The organism is Collinsella aerofaciens (assembly GCF_005844325.1).
GTDB classification, from domain to species: domain Bacteria; phylum Actinomycetota; class Coriobacteriia; order Coriobacteriales; family Coriobacteriaceae; genus Collinsella; species Collinsella aerofaciens_G.
In genome coordinates this window covers 94,874-108,149 of sequence record NZ_SPFY01000002.1, presented here as the reverse complement: position 1 = coordinate 108,149, position 13,276 = coordinate 94,874, and the positions used below count along the sequence as shown (strand labels likewise).

Annotated in this window: 14 protein-coding genes; 3 read left to right on the top strand and 11 right to left on the bottom strand. The window is 60.0% G+C overall.

The genetic code is table 11. From position 1 onward, the window contains the following. The first annotated feature begins 99 nt into the window (after positions 1-99). A complete protein-coding gene (locus FGQ61_RS01310; protein WP_006235793.1) occupies positions 100-939 on the top strand; it encodes a sulfide/dihydroorotate dehydrogenase-like FAD/NAD-binding protein in 840 nt (279 codons plus the stop codon). Then, positions 930-2,339 carry an NADPH-dependent glutamate synthase gene (gene gltA, locus FGQ61_RS01305; RefSeq protein WP_138374312.1) on the top strand — a complete coding sequence of 470 codons (1,410 nt, stop codon included), beginning with the start codon at positions 930-932 and terminating at the stop codon, positions 2,337-2,339. Before FGQ61_RS01310 ends, gltA begins: the two co-directional genes overlap by 10 nt. A 475-nt stretch (positions 2,340-2,814) precedes the next feature. On the opposite strand, the gene FGQ61_RS01300 is transcribed toward gltA, so the two are convergent. Then, positions 2,815-4,416 carry an LPXTG cell wall anchor domain-containing protein gene (locus FGQ61_RS01300; protein ID WP_138374311.1) on the bottom strand — a complete coding sequence of 534 codons (1,602 nt, stop codon included), beginning with the start codon at positions 4,414-4,416 and terminating at the stop codon, positions 2,815-2,817. Between the two features lie 79 nt (positions 4,417-4,495). On the opposite strand from FGQ61_RS01300, the gene FGQ61_RS09610 reads away from it, so the two are divergent. Then, the gene (locus FGQ61_RS09610; RefSeq protein WP_212745424.1) at positions 4,496-5,716 is read left to right on the top strand and encodes a helix-turn-helix transcriptional regulator; all 1,221 of its coding nucleotides are present in this window, start codon (positions 4,496-4,498) and stop codon (positions 5,714-5,716) included. A gap of 51 nt (positions 5,717-5,767) precedes the next feature. On the opposite strand, the gene FGQ61_RS01290 is transcribed toward FGQ61_RS09610, so the two are convergent. From FGQ61_RS01290 to FGQ61_RS01245, 10 genes are all read right to left on the bottom strand, one after another. Then, positions 5,768-6,391: a cytidylate kinase-like family protein gene (locus tag FGQ61_RS01290; RefSeq protein ID WP_138374310.1), complete on the bottom strand. Its 624-nt coding sequence runs from the start codon at positions 6,389-6,391 to the stop codon at positions 5,768-5,770. Between the two features lie 171 nt (positions 6,392-6,562). After that, positions 6,563-7,201 carry an amino acid ABC transporter permease gene (locus tag FGQ61_RS01285; RefSeq protein WP_138374309.1) on the bottom strand — a complete coding sequence of 213 codons (639 nt, stop codon included), beginning with the start codon at positions 7,199-7,201 and terminating at the stop codon, positions 6,563-6,565. 3 nt (positions 7,202-7,204) lie between these two features. Then, positions 7,205-7,951 carry an amino acid ABC transporter permease gene (locus FGQ61_RS01280; protein WP_035136546.1) on the bottom strand — a complete coding sequence of 249 codons (747 nt, stop codon included), beginning with the start codon at positions 7,949-7,951 and terminating at the stop codon, positions 7,205-7,207. A gap of 25 nt (positions 7,952-7,976) precedes the next feature. Beyond that, positions 7,977-8,852, bottom strand: coding sequence for a transporter substrate-binding domain-containing protein (locus tag FGQ61_RS01275; protein ID WP_082435536.1), 876 nt, complete (start codon positions 8,850-8,852; stop codon positions 7,977-7,979). Between the two features lie 8 nt (positions 8,853-8,860). Beyond that, positions 8,861-9,592 carry an amino acid ABC transporter ATP-binding protein gene (locus FGQ61_RS01270; RefSeq protein WP_124785724.1) on the bottom strand — a complete coding sequence of 244 codons (732 nt, stop codon included), beginning with the start codon at positions 9,590-9,592 and terminating at the stop codon, positions 8,861-8,863. A gap of 248 nt (positions 9,593-9,840) precedes the next feature. Then, positions 9,841-10,284, bottom strand: a complete 444-nt coding sequence (locus FGQ61_RS01265; protein WP_006235801.1) for a GatB/YqeY domain-containing protein — start codon at positions 10,282-10,284, stop codon at positions 9,841-9,843. Between the two features lie 54 nt (positions 10,285-10,338). Continuing rightward, on the bottom strand, positions 10,339-11,559 hold the full coding sequence (locus FGQ61_RS01260) for a peptidylprolyl isomerase (protein WP_138374308.1): 1,221 nt from the start codon (positions 11,557-11,559) through the stop codon (positions 10,339-10,341). A 170-nt stretch (positions 11,560-11,729) separates the two neighbouring features. After that, positions 11,730-12,194 (bottom strand): PTS sugar transporter subunit IIA, encoded by a 465-nt coding sequence (locus tag FGQ61_RS01255; RefSeq protein ID WP_138374307.1) that lies wholly within the window; start codon positions 12,192-12,194, stop codon positions 11,730-11,732. Positions 12,195-12,259: 65 nt separating this feature from the next. Next, positions 12,260-12,727: a PIN domain-containing protein gene (locus FGQ61_RS01250; RefSeq protein ID WP_212745423.1), complete on the bottom strand. Its 468-nt coding sequence runs from the start codon at positions 12,725-12,727 to the stop codon at positions 12,260-12,262. Then, positions 12,724-13,068, bottom strand: a complete 345-nt coding sequence (locus FGQ61_RS01245; RefSeq protein WP_138374305.1) for a type II toxin-antitoxin system RelB/DinJ family antitoxin — start codon at positions 13,066-13,068, stop codon at positions 12,724-12,726. Before FGQ61_RS01245 ends, FGQ61_RS01250 begins: the two co-directional genes overlap by 4 nt. Positions 13,069-13,276 lie beyond the last annotated feature (208 nt).

Here is a 13,276-nt window from a genome sequence, read left to right as displayed (position 1 = left end):
CGTATGTCTGCACAACGCCTGTGCGCGTACGGTTTTATTCGGGCTACCGTCCATTTCCGTGGAGGCACGGTTCGGCGGCCCTAACAAGAGAGGGGTTCTATGTATAAGATCCTGGAGAAGACGCAGTTCTCGGAGAAGGTGTTCAAGTTCCGCATCGAGGCGCCTGCAATCGCCAAGCATGCGCACGCTGGACAGTTCCTCATGGTCCGCGCCAACGAGACGGGCGAGCGCGTCCCGTTTACCCTGGCCGGCTGGAACGGTGACGAGGGCTGGGTCGAGTTCATCTTCATGGTGATCGGAAAGACCACCGAGATGCTGTCCACCTACGAGGCCGGCGAGTCGCTGCGCGACGTCGTGGGCCCGCTGGGCGTTCCTACCGAGATGGCCGAGGGCCCCTGCGCTGTCATTGGCGGCGGCGTCGGCCTGGCAATTGCCTTCCCGGTCGCCAAGCACCTGGTCGAGACCGGTCACGAGGTGCACGCCATCATGGGCGCCCGCACCAAGGACCTCCTGCTCATGGAGGACCAGTTCCGCGAGCTCCTCGACGAGGACCACATCCACATCACTACCGATGACGGTTCCTACGGCGAGCAGGGCGTTGTCACCGCTCCGCTGGAGCGCCTGCTGCAGGACAAGGCCGTGAGCCAGGTCTTCTGCGTCGGCCCCGTTCCGATGATGAAGTTCTCAACCCTCACCGCCCAGAAGTACGACACCCCCATCACCGCGTCGCTCAACCCCATCATGGTTGACGGCACCGGCATGTGCGGCTGCTGCCGCGTCGAGGTGGGCGGCGTGACCAAGTTCGCTTGCGTCGACGGCCCCGACTTCGATGCCACCCTGGTCGACTGGGATGACCTTCGTGCCCGCCAGGCCGCTTACCGTTCCGAAGAGGGCGAGTCCCTCAAGGCCTATGAGGAAAAGAGCTGCGCATGCCACTAGTTAACGGTCGTTTCGTTGCCGATATGAAGTCGCCCCGCACCCCCGATAACGAGGAGCCGGCTGCCGAGCGCGCCTGCGACTTCCGCCCCGTCGACAAGGGCTTCACCGAGGAGATGGCGCTGGCCGAGGCCGAGCGCTGCCTCAACTGCAAGAAGCCGTTCTGTGTTGAGGGCTGCCCCGTCAACATCAACATTCCCCGCTTTATCGAGCAGATCCGCGCGAAGGACTTCGGCGGCGCTCTCGATACCATCCGCGAGGACTCCATGCTTCCCGCCATCTGCGGCCGCGTCTGCCCGCAGGAGAACCAGTGCGAGGGCAAGTGCATCCGTGGTAAGAAGTCCGAGCCCGTGGCCATCGGCCAGCTCGAGCGCTTCCTGGGTGACCGCCCCGAACTCGCCTCCACGCCCAAGATGGCCCCCAAGAACGGCAAGAAGGTCGCCGTCGTCGGCTCCGGCCCGTCCGGCATCACCTGCGCCGGCGAGCTCGCCCGTAACGGCTTTGACGTTACCGTCTTCGAGGCATTCTTCACCGGTGGCGGCGTGCTGGTCTACGGCATCCCCGAGTTCCGTCTGCCCAAGGCAGTCGTCAAGCGCGAGATTGACGGCTTGGAGGACATGGGCGTCAAGTTTGAGTACAACTCCGTCGTGGGCAACATGGCCACGGCCGAGGAGCTGTTCGAGCAGGGCTTCGACGCCATCTACGTGGCGACCGGCGCTGGCCTGCCCAAGTTCCTCAACGTCCCCGGCGAGAACCTGCCCAACGTCTTCTTCGCAAACGAGTACCTCACCCGCGTGAACCTGATGAAGGCCAACAAGTTCCCCGAGTACGACACCCCCACCAAGCACGGCAAGAACGTCGTCGTCTTTGGTGGCGGCAACGTGGCTATGGACGCCGTCCGTACCGCCAAGCGCCTGGGCGCCGAGCACGCCATCATCGCCTACCGCCGTACCGAGGACGAGATGCCCTGCCGTCGCGCCGAGCTGCATCACGCCAAGGCCGAGGGCGTCGAGGTTCTGCCGCTCGTCTCCCCGCTCGAGTTTGTCGCTGGCGAGGACGGCACCGTGTGCGCCGTCAAGGTCCAGAAGATGGAGCTCGGCGAGCCCGACGAGTCCGGCCGCCGTCGTCCGGTTGCCATCGAGGGCGCCATCGAGGAGATCCCCTGCGACGTCGCGATCTCGGCTATCGGCACCAACGCCAACCCCTTCGCCGCCAAGATCGGCGGCAAGATGGAGCTCAACAAGTGGGGCTACATCGTCGCCGACGAGGAGACCGGCCAGACCACCGATCCTCGCATCTGGGCCGGCGGCGACATCGTCACCGGTGCCGCTACGGTCATTCTGGCGATGGGCGCCGGCAAGAAGGCCGCCGCTTCCATCACCAAGAGCCTGCTGGGCGAGTAATCACCCGCAGCGCTAGCCATCAAACGGCAAAGTCCCCGTCGAGCACACGCCCGGCGGGGACTTTTTCTATACCGCTCGCCCAAACCACCACAAAGGGGACAGGCACCTTTGTGGTGGTTTTAGACTCGGCCGACCGTTTTGTCTCGATCTGTAACAGGTAGACCCTGCTGATCCCCGTAGATGTTACAGATCGAGACATTATGTCGGCGCTTCGCCCGTTCATCTTGATCTATAACAGTAAGAGGCCAAATCTCCCGCCACGTGTTACAGATCGAGACGTTGTTCCGACACTCGCCAGCTTGTCTCAATCTGTAACATCTGGAACCCAAATTACTCGTTTGGTGTTACAGATCGAGACATTAGGTTGGCAGTCAGACGGTTCATCTCAATCTGTAACATCTAGGACCGTTTTGAGCAGCTACGTGTTATAGATTGAGATTTTGCTGAGGACGAGGCCGAGGGCAGCCACCAAAATCTAGCGCTTGCGGCGCTTGGACGCGACGAAGCCGGCGCCAATGACGGACGCACCGGCGATACCAAGGGCGGCTGCGGCCGTCGCGGCGTTGTCGCCCGTGGCGGCCAGAACACCGGAAGCGCTTTTGGCGCCGGCAGCAGTCTTGGTCGCAACGGTCATGGTGGTCTTTGCGTCCTTATCTACGGGCTTGAGGTCAGGCTTCTGCTCGGGATTGGGCATGGGATCGGGGTCCGGAGTCGGCTCGGGGTCCGGCGCTGGTTCCGGCTCCTGCCCGTCCCCAAAATTAATCACCACATCATGGGCAACCTCGGCAGAACCGACGATATCCGAAATCGCAGACGAACCGGCAACACCGATGACCTGCCCGTTCTGGGAACTCAGCCATTGCCCTGTATCGACAACCTTTTTCACATCGCGAACGGCACCATCCGTCGGAGTCGTAATCGTCGCATTTCCTCGCAAATCAATCATCGCGGCATGGAACAGTGTCGCATTCACGACGTTGCGGTTGATCGCATAGATTCCCGCAGTCGCACCCGAAGCCTCGATCTTCGAGTTGAAAATCTGGATACGAGGCGTTTCCGACCTGGTGTTTGCCTCTGCCATGATTCCAAAACTTTGATTGCGGGCGGCATCGATGCTGCTTGCGGCAGATAGACTTCGAGACGTAAGATTCGACTTCTCGACAAGCATCCACACCGCACCGTCTTGCGAGCGTGCGCCGATGCCCGCCGAGAACGAGGCCGCACTACCGGCGGAAAGCACGACATCGGCTCCGTTAACGATTTTCATGAAGGTATTCTTCTTGATACCGACCGTATAAATGCACGCGGAAGCCCACGGGGCATCGGCAGTCTTAATCGACAGATTGGCGTCATCGATGGTGACATCGGCACCGCGCTCGTAAGAGGAATCCGGCTCTTCCTGCTCGCCTTCCTGAGCAGTGTGTCTGTTGGGAATGTTATCGGCAAAGATACCGTAGATGCTCTGCATTGGACGCCAAGATCCTTCCGCCGATTTCGCCTCGATTTTGACATCGGCGCCCTTATCGATCGTCACGCTGCCGGCCGTCGCGCGAATGCCCGTCACATGATCCGATGTACCCGAAGCCGTCACGTTGACGCTGGTGCCGCTGATGGTCACATCGCCGCCGACATTGCCGTCGCCTTCCGCCGCAATAACATCGTTCTGAGCCGTCGCATTAAGGGTGCCGTCGCCGGTAATGGCGAGGTTGCCGTTTTTAACAGCAATAGCGTTCTGACCGGCATCGGCCGTGATGGTGTTATTGCCCGTCACGCCGATATTGAGGTTGCCCTGAGCACTGATGCCGGCGCCGTCGTAGCCGTTGAGCTTCATGTCGTCGCCACCGTCCCAGGACCAGGTTCCCGCCTCGTCGCCGGCGGCCGTGCCCCTGTTGTACTGCGTGCCGCCCACGTTGACCCACTCGGCGGCGAGCGCCACACTCGGCAGTAGCAGCTGACCGGCCATGAGCACGCAGGCCCCTGCACAGGCGAGCTTGGCGCCCACGCGACGCCACGTTCCGTGGGAGAGCGAGCATGCGCGGCCGCGGTTGATTGAACTGTCATGGATTTGCTTTTGCATGTGAACCTCCTTGTCGAAAGGGGTGCTTCTGTAACACCATGTTACGAAAAGTTATCCGGGTCCCGGGGTACAAATTCGCATGCGGGCCATCTGCCGGCGCAAAAGGCAGCCCCAGGCAATCGCCACCGCTGCCGTCCCCATCGCCATCTTGGGATTGACCCAGATTCAGTTCCCCGCGGGCACGCTTGCGCTCGAGATTCTGGGGTGCACGTCATTCCTCGGACTCGGCCTGCTGGGTGCCGCGGCACATCATACCTTCGCGATGACGTTCCAAGACGACCCCAAGCTCGCTACCGGCGCAGGAGCGGCCTATGCCGCCGGCATCCTGATGCAGTTTGCCACTAACCTGATTGATTGCGGCGGCATCGTCGAGCTCATCATTCTTGGCGCGGCGACAATTGTCATCGCCGCCCTCAGCGCCGCTCCCCAAAAGGCCGCCAAGAGCTCCGGCGACCTTGCCAATCCCTTTACCGAGCCCTCGCACGCCCTCGCCAAGCAGGCATGCTGGAGCATTGCGCTCGTCATGATTCTCGCCTGCCTGTTCTCGACGCTCGATAACGTCGTCACGTTTTCCAACGCCCACGGCACCATTGCGGTGCAGACCTGGCCACGCCTCTTTTTGGCAGCGAGCGGTCTCGTCGCCGGCATCGTCTTTGACCTTGCCGAGCGCCGCTACATGGGACTCGTCATGCTCGGTGTCACGGTGCTCTCCACCATTTCGATTTTGGCTGTGGAAGCCGGCGCCGACCTCAACTTAGGCCTCGTCGTCTTTTACCTGAGCTCGGGCTTTTTCGTCACGTTCTTTACCGCCACGTTTACACAGCTGGCACCGCGCATGCATGCACCCGCCCTGTGGGCCGGCATGGGTCGCGCAGCCAACAACGTGTGCGCGTTCACTACGTCGGGCGTCTCGCTGGCACTGGTTGCCTCGGGCAATGTTGCCCTCATCATGATCGGCGCGCTCATGCTGCTTGTGGCGGCGAGTGTTGCGTTCGTTGCCGCCGGCCTGTTCCGCCTGCCCCAAACCGAGCAGGAGCGCGAACACCAGCAACGAGCCGAGGAGGCACTCGCAGCACCCAGCATCGAGGAACAGCGCCGAGCCTTCATCACCGATCACGCTCTCACCCCACGCGAGGTCGACGTGCTGTTCGCCGTAACCCAAGACGAGCGCCCGCTCAAACAGATCGCCGAGGAGCTCGGCATCTCGATGCGCATGGTGCAGCGCCACCTGAGCTCCATCTACCAAAAGACCGACACGCAAACGCGCGCCGGCCTCACCAAAGCCTTTCCCTCAGCCTAAAACAAAAACCACCACAAAGGTGCCTGTCCCCTTTGTGGTGGTTTCGGTCGACTAGCCTTCGAGCCGCGCCAGCTTGTAGCGGTAGGCTGCGGCGATGACATCTTTGCAGCCCTCGCGGCCCAGCTTGGCGCGGTTGACGACGATGTCCTTGCCGCTCGTCATCTTCCACTTGCCGGCGCTGTAGCGCTTGTAAAACGCCTCACGCGCCTTCTGCTGTTGCTTGACCAGCTTGGCACCCTTCTTTTTGTTGAGGCCACGCTTCTTGCGAACGATCTCGACGCGGTCCTCAAAGGGGGCAGTCACCAGCACGGCAATGTGGTTGGGGTTGTTGCGCAGCAGATAATCGGACAGGCGACCCTCGATAATGCAGCTCTCGGTCTCGCCCAGGTCCAAAATCACCTGGCTCATTTTTTGGAAAAGTTTGTCCGAGTACGAACGGGCATCGTAACGGTCGGGCAGAAACGCCATGTTCTCCACGGCCAGGCGCTCGTCGTAGGCCGCCATCTTATCGAGCGACTCACCCGCGCGCAGCGACGCGCGCACCAGCAGCTCGTTGTCGTACAGCGGAATCCCCAGCTCGTTGGCGAGGATACGGCCAATCTCGTGGCCCTCGGCACCAAAGTCATGCGCGATGGTAATGACCACAGGGCTCTTCTTGTTCACCAGATCGCTCATCGCGAATCCTTTCTAACAAATGAGAAAAAGGCTGTCCTCGTTTCTCATTTTGTCACTTACGACCGTCCTGGTTTCCCAAGTGCGGCAGATTGTCCCGAAAGAGGAGCGCCGCGTACTAAATGTACGCAAGCGACGATTGAGGGGCAAGGTGCCGTGCTTGGGGAAGCAGGACTATGCGGCTACGACTCGACGTTGATACGCACGGACCAGCAGCGAAATGCCAAAGTTGAGTGCAAAGTACATCGCAAACACCAGGCCGTAGAGCATAAGCACCTGCGACAGGTCGATCGCATGCGCCATCACGACGTTTGCCGTGTACATGAGCTCGGCCACGTTAATGCCCGAAAGATACGAGCTGTCCTTGATGACGGTCGTGCATTGGCTAAACAGCGCCGGAATGATCGTCTTAAACGTCTGCGGCAGAATGATGTAGCGCATGGTGGCAAAGAAGCCGAAGCCCTGGCTCTGCGCTGCCTCAAACTGGCCGCGCGGAATCGAGTTGAGGCCGCCGCGCACAATCTCGGCCATAACAGCGCTGGTAAACAGCGTAAAGGCGATGGTCGAAATCACAATGTCCAAACCCTGCACCGTAAAGTAGATAAACAGGATCCACAGCAGGTTCGGCGTGCAACGGAACAGCTCGATATAGGCGCTCACCAAAATACGGAACGGGCGGGGCGCATAGCTCTTAACGAGCGCCAACACCGTGCCAAAGATGAGCGAGAAAAAGATCGACAGCGCCGAGATCTCGATTGTCTTAACAAAGCCGCCCCAAATGTAGAGCAGGTTGGTCGCGTTAAAGATTTCCATGCGCTAGGCCTCCTCTACGTTGTCGAGCCCCAGCTCGGCCAGGCTCACGCCGCGCGGACGCTCCTTGGAGCGGCGCTCGAGCCACTGCACCAGCATGGCGAGCGGAAAGCAGATGATGAAGTACATAAGGCAGCAGACGATGTATCCCTGCAGGTAACCGTACAGACTCACAAAGTTGTCGGAACGGTACATAAGGTCGCCGCCGGCCACGAGCGCCAGCACCGACGTGTTCTTGACCAGGTTGAGCGCCTGGTTACACAGCGGCGGCAGAATGATCTTGAATGTCTGGGGCAGCACGATGTACCAGTATGCCTGCGCACGGGTGAAGCCCTGGCTCTGGGCCGCCTCCATCTGACCGCGCGGAACCGCCTCGATACCGGTGCGGATGACCTCCGAAATGTAGGCTGCGTGATACAGACCCACACCCAAGAAGCCCAGCACGAACGGCGCAATGCGCACCGGCTGGTCGGCACCGGTTATGGCCTGCAAAAACTGCGGACCGGCCATGTACATAAAGAGCACCTGCACGGGCAACGGGGTGTTCTGGTAAAACTCCACGTACACGCGGCTTATGGCGCGCAGCACGCGCGAGCGAGTGGTAGAGAACACGCCCAGCAGCGTGCCCAGCACCAGCGACAGCAGCAGACCGGCAACGACCACCTGCAGCGTCACGCCAAAGCCCTCCCAGAAGGGCCCCATGTTTTGAAATGTCGTCGACCAACGGTCGGCGTCAAATAATCCTTCGAGCATTTGATTCCTTCCTTGGACGATGCGCCTATACAAGACCCCAGGTCTTGACCTCTTGGTCGAGCCAGCCATCGGCCAGGCGATCGCAAATCACCTGATCGACCACGGCCGAAAGGTCGCAGCCCTTCTTGGTCGCCACACCGTAGCCCTGCTCGCCAAACTTGACCTCGGGCTGCAGCAGCTCAACGGTCTCGTTCATGTAACCGGCCAGCGTGGAGCGGTCCATGGCAAAGACATCGATATTGCCGGCGTCGAGCGAACTCTTGATGATGGGGTAGCCACTAAAGGCCCTAAACTCGGGCTTGCAGCTAAAGCCGTTGTCCTTGATCATCTGCTCGATCAGGCCCTGCGTGGTAGCACCCTGGCTCACGCCAATGACCTTGCCGTCCAGATCCTCAATCGAGGTAAAGCCCGAACGCTTCTTAACCATGAGTCCCACGTAGTCGGTGCGGTACGGCGTCGAGAAATCCCAGCTCTTCTTGCGCTCGTCGGTGATGGTGTAGGTCGCTGCGACCACGTCGAGCTGGCCGTTATCGATCAGCGGACCGCGCGTCTTGGGCGTTACGTCGGTAAACTCGACAAGCTCCTGAGCACGGGCCTCCTTGTAGCTCACGCCAAAGACGGCAGCGGCGATCTGGTAGCACAAATCGACTTCCATGCCCTCAAAGCGGCCCTTGGCGGTGTCGTAATAGCCATAGCCGGGAACGTCCTTCTTAACGCCGGCATTCAGATGGCCACGCGACTTGATGGCCGCAAGCTTGGAGCCCTTGTCGGAGCCCTCGCCGCTGGTGGAGTTGCCGCAACCGGTAAGCGCGGTCCCCGTCAGCGCAAGCATGCCGGCGCCCGCCAGCTGCAAAAAGTGACGGCGCGACACGGCCGCCCTCGTCATATCCGTCATGTCCATCACCGCGCCTAGTGCAGAATCTTGGACAGGAACTCGCGGCAGCGCGGGTTCTCGGGGTTATCGAAGAAGTGCTCGGGCGTGCCCTCCTCCAGAATGCGGCCGTCCTCCATAAAGATGACGCGGTCGGCCACCTGGCGCGCAAAGCCCATCTCGTGCGTCACGCAGATCATGGTAATGTCCTCCTGCGCGAGCTCAATCATAACGTCCAGAACCTCCTGGACCATCTCGGGGTCGAGCGCCGAGGTCGGCTCGTCAAACAGGATGATGGGCTGCTTGGTGCACAGGGCACGGGCGATGGCGATGCGCTGCTGCTGACCGCCCGAGAGATTCTGCGGATACTCGCCGGCCTTATGCGCCATGCCAACACGCTTGAGCGCGGCAACAGCGATCTCGGTCGCCTCCTCCTTGCTCTTCTTTTGAAGCTTGATGGGCGCGAGCGTCAGGTTGCCGAGCACCGTCATGTTGGGATACAGGTTGAACTGCTGAAACACCATGGAACTATACTTGCGAGCCATCTCCAGGTGATTCTTTTTGGTGAGCGGCGTACCGTCGATGACGACCTCGCCCGACGTGGGCTCCTCCAGATAATCGACGCAACGGATGAGCGTCGACTTACCCGAACCGGAAGGCCCGATCATTACGAGCTTCTCGCCGCGTTTGACGGTGAGGTTGATATCTTTGAGCACATGCAGGTCGCCAAAGTACTTGTTGAGATGCTTGATCTCGATCATGTCTGCCATGAATGTCCCTTCCCTGCGTTTACACGAGTTGAACTATTGTACGGAAAGAATCACGTTTCCGCAGCCCACACTACATTCCCGTAAAGAACCCGCAACCTTCCACCTAGTCATTGGGGACAGACTTAAATGAGTACCTGCTCATTGGGCACTCATTTAAGCCTGTCCCCAATGAGTGCCCAGCCCAGCAAAAAGGGGCGCGACCATGACGGCCACGCCCCCCTAAACATCAACTATGTACCGCTCGGCCCCTACGCGAGTTTGGCTCCGACGATCTTTGCCGCGGCCGGCTTATCGAAGTTGCCACCGGTGGCCTTGCCGAGTGCGCCCATAACCTGGCCCATCTGCTTCTTGGACGTGGCGCCCAGCTCGGCGATAACCTGCTCGATCAGGGCCTCGAGCTCCTCGCCCGAAACCTGCGCGGGCAGCAGGCTCTCCAGAATCTTGACCTGCTCGGTCAGGTTGTCGGTACGCTCCTGGTCGGTGCCGGCCTTGATGGACATCTCCAGCGTCTCGCTCGTCTGCTTGATCAGACGCTTGATCATGCTGTTGACGTCTTCCTCGGTCACATCGCGGCGCTCATTGACCTCGATATTCTTCACCTCGGCCTTAACCTGGCGAATGATGGACAGGCGAACCTTGTCCTTGGCCTTCATGGCCGCAATCATTTCCTTCTGCAGCTCTTCGTTGGTCATCTGCAAATCCTCCTCAATAGTGTGGGCGGCACTCGCGCGAGCACCGCCCCATGATTACTCAGTCGTCGACGAATCGTCGGTCGAACTCTTGGTGACACCCTTCAGACTCACGTTATAGGGTACGTCTTTGGGCATGGGGTTGACGGTGATGTCGGCATCCTTCTTGTACTGCTCCAGCCACTCGCTGTACGCGGTGCTGGCCGCTTGCGTCTTCACCACGTTGGAGACGTACTTTTTGATGTCCTTGGGCACCTGGTTGATGTCATCAACCTGATTATCGACATGGAAGTAGTCGGTGCACTTGATGATGTGGTAGCCATAGGTCGACTCGACGACTTCGCTCACGTCGCCCTTGTTGAGTCCCTCGAGCGCCGTCTGGTAGCTGTCGACAAAGGTGGTGAGCTTATCCCAGCCCACATCGCCCTTCTTCTCCTTGGAACCGGTGTCCTCGGAGTACTGCTCAACGGCGTCCTCAAAGCTCAGCTCACCGGAGTTGATCTTGTCCAGGCACTCCTGCGCCTTGGCCTTGGCGGCAGCCTTGTCCTCGTCGGAAGCGTCGGAATCAACCTTGATCAGGATGTTCGACGAGCGGCGGGCGTCGTTGTAGCTGGACAGATTTTCGTTGATGTAATCGACAATCTCGCTGTCCTTGGGCTTGCTCGTGGGCGCGACGGCATCCTTGAGTTTCTGTTGCGCCAGACTCTCCTTGAGCGAGTCCTTGTAGGTGTCCTCGGTATAGCCGTAGGTCTTGAGGGTCTTCTTAAAGGCCTTGGCTCCGCCCGCGCTCTTGCACGCGTCCTTCCAAGCCTTCTCGACCTCCTCGTCCGACACCGTCACGCCGTTCTCCTTCTGTGCCTGTTGAAGCAGAATCTGCTGCATGTAGGAGTCGATGAGTTGCTTGCGGTACTTCTTGGGCGTGAGGTCGTTGTCAACCAGATACTGCGCCCAATCCTCATCCTTGGTGTAGCCGTAGGACGTGCGCATGCTCATGATCTGCTTGGTCACGGTGTCCTCGGTAAGGTTGGTGCCGTTGATAGTGGCAGCAACACCGCCGGTCAGCTTGTAGCCCGAGGTGTCCTCAGCCTGCGACATAAGGCCGGAGCACGCCATCGCCGAGACGGAAAGCAGCATCGCCAGCACGCCGATGACCACCAGAACGATCTTGACGGTCTTAGACACGTACGTCTTGCGCTGCTTCTTGCGAGAGCTGGAGGCAGCGCGGGCCTGCTGCTCGGGCGTCGGCGCGGCCTCGGAGTTCTTTTTCTTATTTGCCATAGTTGGCCTTTCGCATAACGAATCGAACAAACGCCATTGTGTCACAACGCAGCCCCCGCGGCACGCTTGGTGCATTGGGGACAGATTAATCTGCACCATTTTGGTGCAAAGGGGACAGCTCTGGCAGCCGGCAGTTAGGGACAGTCCCCAAGTGCCGACTCAGCCCCACCTTAGAAGTGGCGGCGGATGGCGTCGACCATGCCCTGGGGCGTGGTCTGGCCGAGCACGTCGGCTGCGGCATCGGCGCCCATAAAGATGTTCATGAGTGCCTGCAGGGCCTCGACCTGGCCGCCCGGCTCGGCGATGCCCAGATTGATGACGATCTGCGCCGGCACCGGAGCGCCCATGCCAGCCATAGCGTTAAATGTCACGGGCGCGGCGGGCTTCACCACCGCGATATAGGGCTTGGCCACAAATCCCGGATCGGTATGTGGGATGGCAATGTTGGCCGCCGGCATGGCAAGGCCCGTGGGATAGGCATCCTCACGTGTGCGAACGGCGTCGAGCCAACCGGGCGCAATGTAGCCACGCGGAGCGAGCTCGTCCTCGAGTTGCGCAAACACCTCATCCGGCGTCGCACACTCCCAATCAAAAAACACCAGCTCAGGCGTAAACAATGCTTCGTTATCCGCCATACTGTCCTCCAAAGTTGCATGAGGTTCACAATGCCCCATATGATAGCGAAACGAAACAGACAAGGTTAGCCGAGGATCCCGATCATCTCGAGCGCACGAGCCGGTGTCAAGCACACCTCGGGCATCGCCTCCAGCATGCGTCGGTCGCTCGTGACCACGTAGTCGACATCTGCCGTCTCGCCCGAAGCGATGATGAGGTTGTCTTCAAGATCCGGCATGCGCTTGCCAAGCATGCGCGCCATTTCGCACTCTGCCAACGAAAGCGGAGAGGCCGTCGCCACCTGCATCATGTGCTCGATGCAGGCCCATGACGCCGAGGCAAACGGCACGTTCATCCCATTCGCATTCCGCCGGGCTAGGCGCCGCGGCAAAATGTAGAACACATCCTTTGCCGTCGTCGGCGCGTACAGAAGGTCAATCTTTCCCGCCTCGGCAAGTTCCACCAGGCGCTTCGCTTCGTCGAATGCCCCCTCTTGCAGGTAATAATCAAGCCACACATTCGTATCCACAAGCAGGTGCTTTGCCTCGATCATCGGCAATTCGCCTCCATGTCGGCAATCATCGCGTCATACATATCATCGCGTACGGCATCCCAGTCTTCCGCAGACGATTCAGCTGGCGCAAAATCCGAAGCGCTTAGCCCCAACGAGGAAAAAGCTAGGCCACACCCCTGCTCGGCCAGGCTCTCCGCACGGGGCGCCTCGCGCTTATCCGCCACCATAAATCCCGGCAGCGCTTGATGCTCGACAAGATAGACCCAAAGCGCGCGAATGGCATCGCTCGGCCCCAACCCATTGCGAGTTAGGACCGCATCGCCACCAGCTTTGAGCATAGGATCAATTCGCGTGTTGAGCTGCACCATTGCCGTTCCCATAGCGGCTCCTTTCTACGTGCTAGCAGTATAGCAGACATAAAAGGCCACGCAAAAGGGCCCCGTCCACACGCGGACGAGGCCCTGTCAGATTGGTAGTCTCGAGAAAGTTAGTGTAGCGCCCGATCCGAAGCGAGTCGGCCTGGCATCCAAGAACCTAGAATACGGTTGATGCCCTATGCCGCCGACCGGCATATGAAAGACAGCGGGC